Below are 16,490 nucleotides of genomic sequence, written 5' to 3'. Positions count from 1 at the left end.
ATCCTGCGCCAACAAGTACTTCGCCCCACATAACCATGAATGTGAATAGGTCAGCATTTGGAAGAGCGAACGTTTCTAGAAATGCACCCCACCAAGCTTGAACGGTAGCCTCTTCGCCTTTAGAGTTGGCGATTGCGCCTTGAATGAAGCCACTTGCATCAAATCCGCCACCAGTAACTTTACCCCAACCACTCGTAATCCAGCTGTACCCAATATAAATTCGAATAATTGCTAATACACCAGCCACGACATTGTTATTTCTTAACATATTTAACATAAAAACCATCTCCTTATATTGTTCATTATTTCACAATTGATTTTTCAAGAATTCTTGTTTGTCTTTCTATATTTATATACTAACACGTATAGGAAGTATCGAAAATACATTTGTTCATTAATTCACAAATGCGAGATAAAGTTATGACGATTTAGTTAAATAATAGATTAGGTATTGACTTAAGCAGATGGCTAAAAGTGTGTTAAATAACCTTACAAGTTCCTTAAATTGAAGTTTAAATCGGTTTATACTGTGGTAAATCAATGTTACGAAACTTTTTAGGAAAGGGGTAGTTGATGTTTGTAAACGTGAAATTGTTACAAAGAAGTAGGTTAATTCTTTCTATTGCGACTGTTCTTGTTATTTTAACCAGCATGTAACTAGCAGTAACAACCCACTGATTGAAATTCCACTTTATCCTGGTGCAATCGCCCAGGAAGTTCCCAGAGAGAGTAGTTCATTCTAGCTGTTTGATTCAACCGCAAAAACCTTTACAATTAAATACTAGTATCTATTAGCAGTCCGATTAGCAACCAAATTGGACTGCTAAATTTTGTTGTGTCATCATTTGGATAGGGGGAAATCGTCAGTACAGTGCAAACATGCTATAATCGATTTGGATAATAGGTACCAACTATAAATGGAGGTTTATCATGATGAAATTAAAAGGATTTGTTATTGCGATAACTGTTATGTTGTTAAGTTTGCTTGTGGCTTGTGGAACAGGACAGGATGCAGAACCTGAACAAGAACCTAGTGAGTCACAAGAACAAACGAATGGACAAGCTGATGCAGAAGTTGATTTATCAGATGTAGAAGAGAACCTGGTCATCACGATCACCATGGAAAACGGTGGAGAAATTGTGGCTGAGTTATACCCAACGGTTGCACCAAATACGGTTGCGAATTTTATTTCATTAGTTGAGGATGGATTTTATGATGGATTGATTTTTCACCGGGTAATACCTGGATTTATGATCCAAGGTGGCGATCCTGATGGGACTGGAACAGGTGGACCAGGATATGCGATTGCAGGTGAATTTAGTGCAAATGGATTTGAAAATGACTTAGCACACGATCGTGGTGTATTGTCGATGGCCAGAAGCCAGGATCCAGACTCAGCAGGATCTCAATTTTTCATTATGGTAGCAGAATCATCCCATTTGGATGGGGAATATGCTTCTTTTGGAGAAGTAACAGAAGGAATGGACGTTGTCGATGAAATTGTAGCAACTGAGCGAAACGATGCCGACAAACCACTAGAGGATCAAAGAATGGAAACTGTAACGGTCGATACAAAAGGATATGACTATCCAGAACCAGTGAAAGAATAGGTGTCAAGCACTATAGGGAGGATGGTAACTGTGAGTAATGTGAATTTTATTGAGTTGTTGCAAGTATCATTAAAAGCAGGGCAAGAGATTTTGGATGTTTATGCGCAAGATTTTGATGTAGCGTTTAAAGAGGATGATTCTCCATTAACGGAAGCTGACCAAAGAGCGGATCAAGCAATACGAACTGGCTTGCAAGCAATCAGTGCGGATATTCCAATTTTAAGTGAAGAAGGGCGTGATATCCCTTATGCCGAGCGACAAGACTGGGATCGGTTTTGGCTAGTTGATCCACTAGATGGAACAAAAGAGTTTGTGAAAAAGAATGGGGAGTTTACGGTTAACATTGCACTAATTGAAGGAAACTTTCCATTAATGGGGGCGATTTATGCGCCAGTATTGGATGTGTTTTATTTTGGCAAGGTTGGAGATGGTGCTTATAAATTAGAACAAGCATCAAAGGTTTCCATCACAAGCGAAGCACAGCTGAAAGATAAAAGCATTCGCTTGCCAGAAAAAGCATCATCCAGTGCTGTGAATATTGTTGCTAGTCGTTCGCATATGTCTAATGATACAGAGGCATTTATTGATCGTATTAAGCAAAAGCATGAGAAAGTGGAGGTTGTGTCAGCAGGCAGTTCGTTGAAGTTTTGCTTAGTGGCAGAGGGGAAAGCGACGTATTATCCCCGATTTGCGCCAACGATGGAATGGGATACAGGAGCAGGACAAGCAATTGTGGAAGCATCAGGTGGAAAAGTGACACGACATGATGATGGTGAGCGTTTCGATTATAACCGTGAAAACCTTAAAAACGGTTGGTTCTTGGTAGAGAGATAAAGAGAGCGCGACAAACTAGCCTCAATTCAAGGCAGTGCATCAATGCTGCATGTTTTTAACTATGAATGAAAATGGAGGTATTTTGACATGACGATTCTAGTCACAGGTGGAGCGGGATACATAGGAAGTCATACAGTCTTATATTTACAAGAACAAGGTGAAAAAGTGGTGGTGTTAGATAGTTTGCAAAAGGGGCACAAACAAGCGGTAGTAGATGTGCCTTTTTATCAAGGGGAACTACACGATAATGCTGTGCTTGATAGGATCTTTGTCGACAACAAGATTGATGCTGTGATTCATTTTGCTGCAGATTCCCTTGTTGGCGAAAGTGTCAAGGATCCGCTTAAATACTATGACAATAATGTAATTGGGACCCATCACTTGGTGAAAAAAATGATCGAATATGATGTGAAAACGATTGTCTTTTCATCGACTGCAGCAACCTACGGAGAACCTGATTCGATTCCGATTCAAGAAAGTGACACTACCGTACCAACCAATCCATACGGGGAAACGAAATTGGCGATTGAAAAGTTGTTGAAATGGAGTGACCAAGCATATGGATTAAAATCTGTTTGCCTACGGTACTTTAATGCAGCTGGAGCTGATCCTGAAGGGCGAATAGGGGAGGACCATACCCCTGAAACACACTTGATTCCGATCGTATTACAGGTTGCATTAGGACAAAGGGACAATGTCAAAATGTTTGGTGATGATTATCCAACAGAAGATGGGACATGTGTTAGAGATTACATTCATGTGATGGATCTTGCGCAAGCGCACTATCTTGCCGTTAAAAAGCTGAAATCGACCAAACAGAGTGCCATTTATAATCTCGGAAATGGCCAAGGTTTTTCCGTCAAACAAGTGATTGATACGTGTCGAAATGTTACTGAACATGACATTCCGGCAGAAGTAGCGCCACGACGCGCGGGTGACCCAGCCATACTGATTGCATCATCCGAAAAGGCAAAAACTGAATTGGAGTGGACACCACAATACCCAGAACTTGAAGCAATCATCTCCCATGCCTGGGACTGGCATCACAACAACCCAAATGGATTTGAAGAGTGACAGCCACCATCTTAACATTTCCTATCACTCTAAGGAGGAACAAACATGGCTGAGCCAAAAGTTTTAGTAATAGGTAGTATGAATATGGATTTGGTTACGACGACTTCAACATTTCCAAAGCAAGGAGAAACGGTAATGGGGGAGACTTTTTCTACCATTCCTGGTGGTAAGGGAGCTAACCAAGCTGTTGCTGCATCACGTTTAGGTGCAGATGTGACGTTTATCGGATGTGTTGGGGAGGATCTTTTTGGCGAAACATTGATCAAAAATTTACATAAAAACAATGTCAACAGCGATTCTGTTACAAAGATAAACGGAGTCGAGACTGGAGTGGCTGCGATTACGATTGCTGAACACGATAACAACATCATCGTTGTCCCAGGCGCCAATGATCAGATAACACCTACGTTAATTGAACAATATGAACAAGTAATCGCTGAACACGATATGTTGTTACTGCAGTTTGAAATTCCTATCGACAGTGTAGCAAAAGCGATTACGATTGCTAACAAGCATCGAGTAAAAGTTGTGTTAAATCCAGCCCCCGTCAAGCAATTGCCTGTTGAAGTGTTAAAACAAGTTGATTTCTTAATACCGAATGAACATGAAGTATCCATCCTTGGTGAGCAACTTGAAGCGGAAGGGATATCTTTAACGGGACTTGCAACAAAGATCATCGTCACAAAAGGAAAAGATGGGGTGTTGATTTATCCAAATGAAATTGTTCCAAGTTTTGCCGTGAAAGCCACTGATACAACAGGGGCAGGGGACACTTTTAATGGCGCTTTTGCAGTAGCAATCGCACAAGGTAAACCGATCGCGGAAGCTTGCCAATTTGCCAATGCGGCAGCAGCCCTATCTGTAATGAAACTAGGTGCACAAGCAGGAATGCCTACGGAACAAAACGTATATGAATTTTTAAAAAGGTGACAAGCACTAGGATCATGGTGCTTGTCACCTTTTTAAAGTTGTCACCTAAAGCATACTTTTAAAAAATCTCTTCATAATAACTATATATCAGAATGTGAGAAGTGAATGTGATATTCGCTTGAAAAAAAGGGGTGATAGGAATGTTACGTATTGTTGCAATAGGATTGCTGGTCTTGTTAGTTGCTTGCAATACAAGTCCGCAAACACAACCTAATCAATCGAGTGAACAAGAGAATCCATATAAACAGCTTTCAACCAATCAACAAAATCAAGAAAATAATGAGGAAAACGATCAAGTTGATCTACATGAAAACAATGGATCCGACGATGAACAAGAGCAGTTTGAAGAGGTACATGATCAGAATCAAGCGTCTCTTCAACAATCCATTTCTGATGATGTTGAAGTAGAAATAGAAGAAAAAGAAGCTCAGGACAGCGAGTCACAGCAAGATACAGAAGCTCAGGACACCGAATCGCAACAAGATACAGAAGCTCAGGACAGTGAGCCGCAGCAAGATACAGAGGACCAGGACGCCGAACCACAACAAGATACAGAAACGCAAGATGAAACAGAATCACAGTCAGACCAACAAGGTGGAGAAGAAACAACTGACAAGATTACAACGAAACTACCTTTTGATGATTTTCAGCAAAGATGGAATGCCGTATCAGACGAACAATTATCTAATTTGTACATTCGAGGGTGGGATAAAACGGACAAGGAGTCTGAAGAAATTTATCGTACTAAATTCAGAGAGAATTTAGAACTCAACGTACATGTACAACAGGGATTCATCCAATCAATAGGTATGGTCAATCATGATGGGAGAGACAAAGACAGTGTTTTCTCCATGTTAACTGGTTGGACGCAAATCATTAATATCTTACATCCTGAGATGGAGATTTATGATATCGATTCAATCTTATCAGATATTGGAGTAGGACCAAATGGAGATCTCCGTCATGTTAAGACAAGTACTTTTACTTATGAAGACGTTGACTACCATGTAACCAAGGATAAAGACAGTTACCAACTTTATGGAATATATCAAGAAGATCATAGTTCGTAATAAATATGTGCTTATCTTGCGTATGCCAACAGTAGTAATGTTGGCCAAAACACAAACATCTAAGAACAAGCAGCAAAAGGGAGGCACCATAGATGAAAAACATAAAGCTATTGGTCGTATGTATGACCATCGCTTTCATGCTTTCGATTATCCATCAAAGTACTCCAGTTCGGTCGCAAAAAGGTCTATTTAATATGTCGTATCTTTTCTTTGGTAATCCAAATACGTATATATCTCAAGTGGACCAAACACAGGGAAGTTTGCACGTTATTTCGCCAAACTATTTTGATATCGGGGACGAAGGTAATTTAGAAGTTACTTGGAGAGTAAGACAAGACTTTATTGATGAAATGCACCGTCGAGGCAAGAAAGTCGTCCCTTTCTTAGCGAATCATTGGGATAAAACAAAAGGGATAAAAGCGTTAGAAACCGCTGCAAGCAGGGACAAGTTGGCGAAAGAAGTCGCAACCCAAATAGAAAATTACAACCTGGACGGTGTTAATGTTGACATTGAAGGAGTGAATGAAAAATATCGTGACGCACATACGGATTTTATACGGTTATTAAGAGAGTATGTTCCAAATCATAAAGAAGTATCGGTTGCAGTTGCAGCGAACCCTAATGGTTGGAAAACGGGCTGGCATGGCTTTTATGATTATCCAGGATTAGCGAAATATGCCGATTATCTTATGATCATGGCTTATGATGAATCATGGGAAGGGAGAGATAGCCCAATCGGTCCTGTATCTACCCTTAACTTCTTTGAAAGGTCTGTACAATATGCGATCAATCAAGGTGTTCCAAAAGATCGCATTGTTGTCGGTTTACCTTTCTATGGTCGGATTTGGACACCGGGTGGTCCAACAGCTGAGGGTACTGAGCTTATAGGTCGTGGCTTATCAAGTACAACGATTGAAAAACTAATCAATGACTTCAATGCTGACGTTCAATATGATGAACAAAAGCATTCCACATCAGCTGAATTTACGATTCCAAACGGACAAACCGCCTATGCTGGCAGTACAAAACTAACACCAGGGGATTATATTATCTGGTACGACGATGAACGAGCCATTAAACAAAAGCTGTTAGTGCCAAATAAATATGGTATTAAAGGAACGGGATCGTGGGCGTTGTATCACGAAACACCAGAAACATGGAATTATTATACGGCTTGGTTAAATCGCTTTTTCTTTACGGATGTCTCCCTCAACTATTGGGCAGCAGATAGTATTCGTCGTGTTTCAGATAAAGGATGGATGAAAGGTACGAAGGAGACTACCTTTTCACCAAGCAAAACACTTACAAGAGCAGAAGGTGCTACTATTATTGTTCGAGCACTTGGACATGAAGGAGAAGTACCAACTAATTACCAATTTGAAGATACTAGAAATCATTGGGCACGACAAGAAATTGAACTGGCGCGAGAAAATGGCTATATACAAGGGAAATCAAATACAACCTTTGATCCCAATGCATCGTTAACTCGCCAAGAACTTGCGAAAATATTGCATAATATCTTTAATTTTCCGGTTGCAGCCAATACGACAAATCCATTTCAAGATGTGTCGCCATCTAGGTGGTCCTACAATTCCATTATCGCCTTACATCAGCGCGGGGTGATTGGCGGTTATAATGATGGTACTTTTCGGCCAAATATGGTCTCATCAAGGGCACACATGGCGACATTTATGGACCGATTGTTAGAAGATTTTGAACAAAAGCGGAATGAATAAATTATTTCTTTGAGCATGTAACTAACTGGTACTAAGCAAGCCCTCACTGAGTGAAGTTTACTTTACCTGGTACAATCGTCAATAGGCTTCACACTTCAAGGCATGAAACCAAACGGAGAAATTCAAATGTGGAGTAAATGGACATGTACACTCCGATTAGTTTAACTAACACTCAGTGAGGGAAGAGCAAAAACCCCCACTGAATTATGTTGACAAAAGGTAGAGAAAGCGAGGGATGGCATGACAAGGCTGCTATCGATACTTGTTGTGGTATGGTTAACCGCATGTCAACAACAAGTTCCAAATACAGAGCAAGATACTTCAACTAACTATCTACAATTAAATACTACGGAGCAGGGGGATGTCACAGGTCAAAACGCTGAGGATACTAGGGAGATTACGGATGATTCATCTGATAGTCCAGGAGCGGATGATCCATTAGCAAATGATGGAACGAATGAGGTACAGCAATCAGAATCCACTATAGAGGATACCATTGATCCAGAGATTGAAGAAAACGGCGAAATCAGGGTGATGATGCTTGTTGAAGAAAATAGTAGCCCGGAGCAAGTTATACAAACATATGATGGCACGGTGGAACAAACGTATGAGGAAATGAATATGATTGCTGGTTATGTGCCGCGACAAAAGATTTCGGATTTAGAGCAAGATCAACGGGTTACCCACTTAGAATATGATAAGGTGATGGAAATCAATTCCACCCAAGTAGTGGAATGGGGGAGCGAAGCGATTCAATCACCGCTGGCATTATCAAGTAACTTTACAGGAGAAGGGGTGAAGGTTGCAGTTCTTGATACAGGAATTGCGGATCATGAGGATGTAACCATTACCGCAGGTGTATCGATGGTAGACTATACCAATAGTTATCAGGATGATCATGGCCATGGAACACAAGTTGCAGGGATTATAGGAGCTAAGCCTAATGATATTGGGATTGTTGGTGTTGCACCGGCAAGTGAGCTTTATGCTGTGAAAGTTCTTGGACAAGATGGAACGGGTTATACGTCAGATGTGATCGCAGGGATTGATTGGGCCATTCAACAGGATATGGATATTATGAATATAAGTCTAGGTGCTGAAAGAGGATCGCCATTAATGGAAAGTTATATCCGCCAAGCAATCGATCAAAATATTGTTGTGATTGCTGCTGCAGGAAATGACGGCACCCCAGCAGGTACAGAGGATAACGTTGGCTATCCTGCTAGGTATTCCCAAGTAATCGCTGTTGGAGCCACGAATCAGAGTAACCAGCGTGCAGATTTTTCATCGACTGGACAGGCAGTTGAGATAGCGGCACCGGGGGAAGCAATTTTAAGTACGCACCTTCATAACAAATATGCACGAGTGAATGGAACAAGTTTTGCGAGTCCATATGTGGCAGGGGTGGCAGCGCTGATAAAACAACTTAATCCATCGATGACTGTTTCGCAAATCCGGAAAAGAATCCAACAAGAAAGTATTGACTTGGGCCCAACAGGACGTGACTCTTGGTATGGATATGGTTTAACACAGGCACCTTATTATTTTCGTGATATATACGGGAGTTGGGCACGTTCTGATATCGTAGCAGTCCGGGAAAAAGGATGGATGAATGGTGCGAATCAATACTTTTATCCATCACGGTCATTGACAAGAGCAGAAGCTGCGGCAATCTTCGTGCGCATGCTTGATCTTCCAATATCTGAACAAACCGAAACAACCTTCACAGATGTTTCAAGTCGGTATTGGGCAGCACGCGAAATCCAAACGGTTGTTGATCATGGTATTATGTATGGAATCAATTCATCAACCTTCTCGCCCAATCAAAATTTAACGCGAGAGCAAATGGCCGTGATGTTACATCGCGCTTTGGATCCTGATGACCAAGAGGTATCCAATCCGTTCGAAGATGTATCAGCAAATCGTTGGTCTTATCAATCAATTGTTACTTTAAAACATATAGGGGTGATTAACGGGGTGAATGCAACGACATTTGCACCAAAAAGATCGATCCAGCGAGCAGAAATGGCAGCGATGCTTAATCGAATTGCAAAGTATATGGGTGCTAACCAATAATTCCCTTGGTACAAATTTTAACAAGATCTTCCAACTGGCGAAATTGGAAATTTATCCTGGTGCAACCGTCCGATCAAAATTTGGTAGTAATTGCAGAGGAATAAGTTAAAAAGAGAACTTCTATCTTATTAGAAGTTCTCTTTTTCTATATAAAAACAATCTATGTTTTCCTGTCAAAAATGGTAGAATTTTCCCTCGTTTTCCTCTAATATATAGAATAGTAGTGTAATAGTTTAAATGAAAGGGGAATAACATGCCGAGGTGGTTGAACAACAAGATAATTACAATGATTATTGTTGTCATTTCTATGGTAACTCTACTAGCTCCTAAACTTACATCCGCGGCGTATAGTCATTCTTTTACAGATGTGAAAGAAGGATCTACATTCTATGAGCCGATTATGGAGCTAACGAAGCAAGGAGTTATCAGTGGGTATTCTGATGGCACTTTCCGTGGGAAAGAAACATTACAACGTCGTCATGGAGCTGTGTTATTGTATCATGCATTGGATATGCAAAAACCTGCTGACATCGACGAAAGATTGAGTGAATATTATGATGACGTTTGGGAAGGTGGCGCCAATGCAGATGAAATTGCAGCAGTAACCCCTTCCGTTTTTAAGGGTAGTGACAGGTTGTTTCACCCTAATGACAACATGACAAGAGAAGAAGTGGCAACAACTTTTGTAAGGGCGTTTGATTTATATGATAACGGCACAGACCCTGGGATGAATCTATCAAACGTTTCTCCTGCTCATAAGCAAGGTGTTGAGATTCTAGCTCAATATGAGGTAACAGATGCTTTGGATGATTTCAAGCCAAAGGAAACAATCACTCGAGAAGAGTTTTCTGCATTTCTTTATCGGATCATGAATCAGAGTCAAGAAAAGGATATTAGAACCTATACATCCTATGATTCTGATTTTGATGAAGTCATCAATACGCAAATGGACCGAACACCAAAAGTTGATGGTGCGGGAGCATTTTTAGCAAGTGAGCAATTGGTTGAACATTATGCAAACCCTAACAATTTTTCAGAGGATACACCTGAGTTTTTCCAATTTTTACTACTTTCCTATAGTGATGGGTTACATGCAGATGAAATTAACCAGAAAATCCTAAAAGGAAAAGGTAGTTTAGAAGGTACGGCGGAAGCTTTTATCAAAGCTGGTAAGAAATATAACATCAACGTTATTTACTTGATTGCTCATGCTTTACATGAGACAGCGAATGGTACATCGACTTTGTCAACGGGTTATCCTGTTTCTGAAGTAGATGGTGAAGAGGTACCAGAGAGAAAAACATATAATATGTATGGTATAAAAGCCTATGATTCTACTCCGCTAGAAAGTGGCTCCGAATATGCTTACGAACAAGAATGGTTCACAAAAGAAGATTCGATTATTGGTGGAGCTAAGTTTATTAACAGTGGGTATATTGGAGAAGGACAAGACACCCTTTATAAGATGAGGTGGAATCCTGATTCACCTGGCGATCATCAATATGCCACACATGTTAATTGGGCAACGATCCAAGCGGAAAATATCCAAAAGATGTATGAGGTTTACAATTTAATCGATCATTATGTCTTGAAATTTGATATTCCAACTTATGATAATCTGCCTGAAGGTTCACCCAAACCATCCGTCGAAGCACAATATGTAGTCGATGAGGCATCAGCAGGATGGATTGGCGAAACGACGGATAACCTTAACCTTCGAGTGGCACCATCCACATCAAAACAAAGAATTACGACCATTCCCGAAGGTACAGAAATGGAAGTTATCGGTGAAAATGGTGGCTGGTACAATGTTGATGTCGATGATGAAATTGGTTGGGTAACTGGAGAATATGTAGAGTTTACTAATTTATTATTAGTAGATGATGTAGGGTCTAGTGTTCTTAATGTTCGAAATGAACCTAGTACAACCGATTCAACTGTAGTTGGAAAGTTAGAAGAAGGGGACCCGATCGTCGGGGTCAAAGATGAACTGGATGATTTTACTAAAGACGGCGAGTGGTATAAGGTAACGTACAATGGGGAAGACGCTTGGGTGCATGGAGATTATGTGAAAGAAGATGACTAGAGCAATGAATAACCTTAGCCTATGATTGAATAGGTTAAGGTTATTTTTTAGTACCTTACAATGAGGGCGGTCTGTGAAATAGCGGGATGAGGGCCCACTTCCATCCCGTCTGGGTAAAAAAAGCACGCCGGTGTTTCTGCCAACTACGTAAAAATAACAAATTTTCAGAAAGCATCCTCAAGCAAATTCATTCAAACATGTAACAAGATATCAAATAGCAATTAGTTGTTCTGAAGCGATTGATTTCATTAATTGAATGTGCTGAACTTTTACTATAACATTGATATACTTGCATATATGATTGGTTTTGTATTGTCTTGTGCTATACAGTCAAATCGTATATATTTAAATTATTTGATATAAATCAATTGTTTATAATAAAAGGATTATAAAAATGAAGTAATGGAGTTGTGTAGAAATGAAAATAGCAATTGCAGGTACAGGATATGTAGGTTTATCTAACGCGGTTCTTCTCGCACAACATAATGAGGTAGTCGCTGTAGATATTATTCAAGAAAAAGTGGAACAAATAAATCGAAAAGAATCGCCAATTGTCGATGCGGAGATTGAAGAATTTTTACAAACGAAAGACTTAAATCTGTTCGCTACTACTAATATGGAAGAAGGGTACAAAGACGCAGATTTTGTTATCATCGCAACACCAACGGATTATGATACGGAGAAGAATTATTTTAACACAACAACTGTCGAAAGTGTGATTGAGTCTGTTCAATCGATTAATCCTAATGCGGTTATGGTCATTAAATCGACCGTTCCAGTTGGGTACACGAAAGATATAAAACAAAAGTATGGGATAGATACGATTATGTTTTCGCCTGAGTTTCTTCGTGAGGGGAAAGCTTTGTATGACAACTTATATCCATCAAGAATCATTGTTGGGGAACAATCTAAACGAGCAGAAACTTTTGCTAATCTGTTAGTAGAAGGTGCGGAGAAACAAGATATTCCAGTTCTATTCACAGATTCTACGGAAGCAGAAGCAGTTAAGCTATTTTCTAATACGTATTTAGCCCTTCGTGTTGCATACTTTAACGAGTTAGATACGTATGCAGAGATGAAAGCATTAGATACAAAGCAGATTATCGAAGGCGTTGGATTAGATCCGCGAATAGGAGATCACTATAATAATCCGTCCTTTGGTTATGGTGGCTACTGTTTACCAAAAGACACCAAACAGCTAAAAGCCAATTTTGAAGATGTGCCGAATAATATCATCGGGGCAATTGTTGATGCTAATCGTACACGAAAAGATTATTTAGCATCGAAAATTGTTGAAAAGAATCCGAATAGAGTTGGAATTTATCGTTTAACGATGAAAAAAGACTCTGACAACTTTAGGGAGTCCTCGGTTCAGGGAATTATGAAACGAATCAAACAAAAAGGAGTCGAAGTTGTCATCTATGAGCCTAATTTAGATGATTCATCTTATGATGGTTCCAAAGTAATAAAGGATTTTGACGAGTTTAAACAAACAGCAGATATCATTGTCTCTAATCGCCTTAGTCCTGAATTAGAAGATGTAGAAGAGAAAGTGTACACGAGAGATTTGTATAATAGAGATTAACAGCGAGTGGAGCCAGGTAGGAATGGCATTTCTGAAAGGATGGAAGTTATGACGGTAAGACGATACCGTGCTGGAGATGAACAGCAAATACAAGCCTTGTTTGAAAAGGTATTTAAACATAAACGATCATTAAGCCATTGGCAATGGAAATTTATCAATACACCAACTACAACGAACCCCTTTATTTTAGTGTTTGAAGAAGAGGGGGAAATTCTAGGACATATTAGTTTATGGGTGCATGATGCGTTTGTGGATGGGAAACGAACAAAACTAGGCCTTCGAGTTGATACGATGGTCGACCCTGATGCACAAGGGAAAGGTATCTATCGAAAGCTAAATGAACATCTATTCCCAGAGGCAAAAAAGGATGGAATTTCTTATGTTTATGGGTTTCCAGCTGCAAAGGCTAAACAGCTTTTCCAAAGGTATACCGGTGCCTTTCATATGACTGATATGCCACGATTGGTTTATGTTTTACGTCCATTAACTTTACTATCAACTAAGTTTTCGATTATGAAAGTATTCAGTGGTTTCGATCGATTGGTTGCAGCGATAAGGTTAGGGAAGTTTACGAAACAATCGCGTAATGGTGAGGTTAGAGAGGTAGAAAAATTTGATCAAACGTTTGATCAATTAGCAGAAAGGTTGCGAAATAGATACCCAGTCCAACTGGTTCGAGACGCAGCGTATTTAAATTGGCGATATCGAGAGCATCCGGATTATCAGTATCATGTATTAGGATATTATGAAAAGCAAGAGTTACTTGGGTACTTAGTTTATAAGATAGAAAGAAATGAACAAAAAGGGTTTACTAATGGCTTGATTATGGATCTCGTAGTAGATGAAAATAAACAAGAAGTGATTCAAAAGGAATTATTAGCTATCGCGATGAAAAAAATGAGCAAGGTAGATATGGTTCAAGCTTGGTCACTACCATCAATGGAATTATACGACTTATTGAAAAAGCACGGTTTTATTCATAAAGATAGCCCAGTACCACTAGTTGGAAAAGAAGTAACCGGCACAAAAACGTACGCATCCGACTATACAAACTGGTTTATTACCACAGGTGACGTCGACTCTTTCTAAAGGTGGACATTCTTCCTTGTTAATTGGAGCATTCTGTCCAAGGGCCTGCTGGCTGGGCACTCCGTGTGGTACTAACACCAAGTGCGGGAGCGCAAAAACTCCACTGATTGAAGTTTCACTTTATACAAGGCTTTTAATAAAAGATTGTTGTTTTGTCACAATAACTATAAACTCATGCGTAACTTTAATATGATTATCTCATATTGGAAATTTGCCGTTAGGCGTGCACTATTTCACATGTTTTCGTCTATATCTGAGTCGAAATCCCAGGCAAATGTGCACGTTTCTTAAGTTTTCGTGTACATTAGGTGTGATTTTCAAGGTAGATGTGCACGATTAATTCATTTTCGTCTATATCTGAGTCGAAATCTCATGTAAATGTGCACGTTTCTTAAATTTTGTTTGAAGTTACGTCGAAGTTTCTATCAACTACGAAACAAAAGCAACAAACTTTACTAAAAGACCTTATAAAAAAAGCACAGTAGCGTTCATCATGAGCGCTACTGTGCTTTTTTCTTAGTTTTCTTGTTGTTCTAGGAATTGCATCGTACGGTACAAGAAGCTAGCAAATTCTCCACGTGTTACCGCTTGTTTTGGTATGAAATCATCTCGTTGTTTGGTAATGCCTAAGTTTGCGATGAGTTGTACATCATCTTTAAACACAGGGTTTACGTTACCCAAATAGATATCCACTTGTTTATCTTCATCTGTATCAAAACGTTTAAGATCAAATGCATTAACCAATGTTTGTGCCATTTGGTCACGTGTAAGTTTTTGATTGATTAAGAAGTTTTCGCCATCCCCTCTGAAAATACCAGCTTCGGCAACCGCGGCAATGTATTGTGCGTATGGGTTGCTTGCACTAACATCTTCAAAGTACGTTTCTACAACTTCAGTGCTAGGTGTATCAAGGCTAAGTGCCTTTGTAAACATCGTTGCAGCATGTGGTCGTGTTAACGTATCTTTTACACCGAACTCACCGTCTAAATAGCCTTTAATCCCTTTAGTGGTTAACCAATAAATACCATCATTGTGAACGCCACCTGGATATACATCGGTATAATACATCGTATCTGGTGAATTAGAAATCGCCATTAATATAGATGAAACACCACGTTCACGGCCATCGGAAGGGGAGTTGGCAAGTTGGACTAACTCTTGTCCTGGATAACGCGTTGCCATTGTCGTCGAGCCGCCGCCATCCATGTTCAATGCTCGATCTACCCCCAAGCCTACTAAATACTCCGCAAATTCAACCATTGACATACCATCACTATACCCGTTTTGACGGCCATCAACCGTAACGAAAAAGATTCTTTCACCGGTCTCATCAATCGCAACGGCCGTTTTTGGTGATCTAGTTGTCGCTCTCCAGCTAGTTGGATCCATGGAAAGGTCTACTTTGCCGTCTTTTACAAGCATTGGGCCACTAGCTAGCATGAAGGAGCTATTGTGCCATTTCTTGTCCATTTGGATTGAAACGGAAATATCGTCTCCAACCTCAATATCTGACATGTTGAATAAATCTGTACCATGCCCGGATATAACGAAACCTTTTTCAGGTATTTCTGTTTTAGTATCATCATGTCTTTCCCTTATAGCAGTGACTGTTCCTTGATAGGTGGAATCGAATGTCATGTTTGGACTTTCAGGAAGAGATACAACGAGTTCTTTTCCCATACTGCTCGTTTCGGTATAATCACTATGAAAGTCAGGTGTATATAAAATCGTTTCGTCTGGTGAACGCTTTTTATTTACACTTGCAATCTTATGTGTATTATCGTTATGGGTATACGAAAGTTGTAGAGCGTAGTGATCAATGACACCTTTACCGTTTTGATCGACCCCAAAAGCGATTGGTTCATTGACATAATTAGCTTCCCCTTGATAAATCGAACCGCCAAAAATAAGCTGGCCATTTTTTGCAATTAAATACATTGGTGTAGAGTCATCAATGTTAAAAAAGGAACCATTAATGGCACCGACCACTTTATTGTCTTCCGTATGATAGTTCACGGCTTGAGAAGTTGTCGTTTGCAACTTATTTAAATTAGAAGCATGACCAAGTCCTATGTTGGCATAAGGATTGGTAGTATCGATTTCCATTACATTAATTGCTTGGTTACTAGTATCCGATCCATCTAGAATGCGATTAGATTGAAAATGAATACCATCTGACACTTTAAAATCTTGATAGACTTTTTCTTCTATTGTTGGTGCAGCTTCCGTATGTAAAGGAAGGGAAAAGGTAGCGACCAACGTCATCAAAACAATTACCCGAATACTAAAAACAAAACGCTTGCGATGTCTGCTCATATTCTACTCTCCTACTTTAAAAACTATAAACCTACAAATCTATTATACATAAAAAATAAACAAACAGGAAGATAGATTTAAAG

Annotated in this window: 11 protein-coding genes and 1 pseudogene; 10 read left to right on the top strand and 2 right to left on the bottom strand. The window is 39.7% G+C overall.

The genetic code is table 11. The annotated features are described in order from the left end of the window. Positions 1 to 277: pseudogene (locus FCI53_RS19140) on the bottom strand (DoxX family membrane protein); the annotation flags it as partial. Positions 278 to 933: 656 nt separating this feature from the next. Here FCI53_RS19140 and FCI53_RS19135 point away from each other — a divergent pair. The 10 genes from FCI53_RS19135 to FCI53_RS19090 all read left to right on the top strand — a co-directional run bounded on the left by FCI53_RS19135 (position 934) and on the right by FCI53_RS19090 (position 14,091). Then, positions 934 to 1,611: a peptidylprolyl isomerase gene (locus FCI53_RS19135; RefSeq protein WP_138420608.1), complete on the top strand. Its 678-nt coding sequence runs from the start codon at positions 934 to 936 to the stop codon at positions 1,609 to 1,611. A 21-nt stretch (positions 1,612 to 1,632) separates the two neighbouring features. Continuing rightward, the gene (gene cysQ, locus FCI53_RS19130; RefSeq protein WP_138420604.1) at positions 1,633 to 2,445 is read left to right on the top strand and encodes a 3'(2'),5'-bisphosphate nucleotidase CysQ; all 813 of its coding nucleotides are present in this window, start codon (positions 1,633 to 1,635) and stop codon (positions 2,443 to 2,445) included. Positions 2,446 to 2,532: 87 nt separating this feature from the next. After that, the gene (gene galE, locus FCI53_RS19125; protein ID WP_138420603.1) at positions 2,533 to 3,519 is read left to right on the top strand and encodes a UDP-glucose 4-epimerase GalE; all 987 of its coding nucleotides are present in this window, start codon (positions 2,533 to 2,535) and stop codon (positions 3,517 to 3,519) included. 45 nt (positions 3,520 to 3,564) lie between these two features. After that, a complete protein-coding gene (gene rbsK, locus FCI53_RS19120) occupies positions 3,565 to 4,449 on the top strand; it encodes a ribokinase (RefSeq protein WP_138420602.1) in 885 nt (294 codons plus the stop codon). Positions 4,450 to 4,589: 140 nt separating this feature from the next. Further along, on the top strand, positions 4,590 to 5,519 hold the full coding sequence (locus FCI53_RS19115) for an ICP22 family protein (protein ID WP_138420601.1): 930 nt from the start codon (positions 4,590 to 4,592) through the stop codon (positions 5,517 to 5,519). 92 nt (positions 5,520 to 5,611) lie between these two features. After that, the gene (locus FCI53_RS19110; protein WP_138420600.1) at positions 5,612 to 7,255 is read left to right on the top strand and encodes a glycosyl hydrolase family 18 protein; all 1,644 of its coding nucleotides are present in this window, start codon (positions 5,612 to 5,614) and stop codon (positions 7,253 to 7,255) included. Between the two features lie 240 nt (positions 7,256 to 7,495). Then, entirely contained in the window at positions 7,496 to 9,331 is a 1,836-nt protein-coding gene (locus FCI53_RS19105) for a S8 family peptidase (protein ID WP_138420599.1), read from the top strand. A gap of 253 nt (positions 9,332 to 9,584) precedes the next feature. After that, the gene (locus FCI53_RS19100; protein ID WP_138420598.1) at positions 9,585 to 11,417 is read left to right on the top strand and encodes an SH3 domain-containing protein; all 1,833 of its coding nucleotides are present in this window, start codon (positions 9,585 to 9,587) and stop codon (positions 11,415 to 11,417) included. 418 nt (positions 11,418 to 11,835) lie between these two features. Next, the gene (locus FCI53_RS19095) at positions 11,836 to 13,002 is read left to right on the top strand and encodes a nucleotide sugar dehydrogenase (protein ID WP_138420597.1); all 1,167 of its coding nucleotides are present in this window, start codon (positions 11,836 to 11,838) and stop codon (positions 13,000 to 13,002) included. A gap of 48 nt (positions 13,003 to 13,050) precedes the next feature. Further along, complete coding sequence (locus tag FCI53_RS19090; RefSeq protein ID WP_246050156.1) at positions 13,051 to 14,091, top strand: GNAT family N-acetyltransferase; 1,041 nt, start codon at positions 13,051 to 13,053, stop codon at positions 14,089 to 14,091. A gap of 516 nt (positions 14,092 to 14,607) precedes the next feature. On the opposite strand, the gene FCI53_RS19085 is transcribed toward FCI53_RS19090, so the two are convergent. After that, a complete protein-coding gene (locus FCI53_RS19085) occupies positions 14,608 to 16,407 on the bottom strand; it encodes a phosphodiester glycosidase family protein (RefSeq protein WP_138420596.1) in 1,800 nt (599 codons plus the stop codon). Positions 16,408 to 16,490 lie beyond the last annotated feature (83 nt).

This window comes from Aquibacillus sediminis (assembly GCF_005870085.1).
Lineage (GTDB): Bacteria > Bacillota > Bacilli > Bacillales > Amphibacillaceae > Aquibacillus_E > Aquibacillus_E sediminis.
The sequence above is the reverse complement of the archived record's forward strand: the minus strand, read 5'-3'. Positions and strand labels throughout refer to the sequence as shown.

Coding starts and splice junctions, on each gene's coding strand:
- rbsK (WP_138420602.1), top strand. CDS start 3,565: ATGGCTGAGCCAAAAGTTTTAGTAATAGGTAGTATGAATATGGATTTG.
- FCI53_RS19085 (WP_138420596.1), bottom strand. CDS start 16,407: ATGAGCAGACATCGCAAGCGTTTTGTTTTTAGTATTCGGGTAATTGTT.
- FCI53_RS19105 (WP_138420599.1), top strand. CDS start 7,496: ATGACAAGGCTGCTATCGATACTTGTTGTGGTATGGTTAACCGCATGT.
- galE (WP_138420603.1), top strand. CDS start 2,533: ATGACGATTCTAGTCACAGGTGGAGCGGGATACATAGGAAGTCATACA.
- FCI53_RS19135 (WP_138420608.1), top strand. CDS start 934: ATGAAATTAAAAGGATTTGTTATTGCGATAACTGTTATGTTGTTAAGT.
- FCI53_RS19090 (WP_246050156.1), top strand. CDS start 13,051: ATGACGGTAAGACGATACCGTGCTGGAGATGAACAGCAAATACAAGCC.
- cysQ (WP_138420604.1), top strand. CDS start 1,633: ATGGTAACTGTGAGTAATGTGAATTTTATTGAGTTGTTGCAAGTATCA.
- FCI53_RS19095 (WP_138420597.1), top strand. CDS start 11,836: ATGAAAATAGCAATTGCAGGTACAGGATATGTAGGTTTATCTAACGCG.
- FCI53_RS19100 (WP_138420598.1), top strand. CDS start 9,585: ATGCCGAGGTGGTTGAACAACAAGATAATTACAATGATTATTGTTGTC.
- FCI53_RS19110 (WP_138420600.1), top strand. CDS start 5,612: ATGAAAAACATAAAGCTATTGGTCGTATGTATGACCATCGCTTTCATG.
- FCI53_RS19115 (WP_138420601.1), top strand. CDS start 4,590: ATGTTACGTATTGTTGCAATAGGATTGCTGGTCTTGTTAGTTGCTTGC.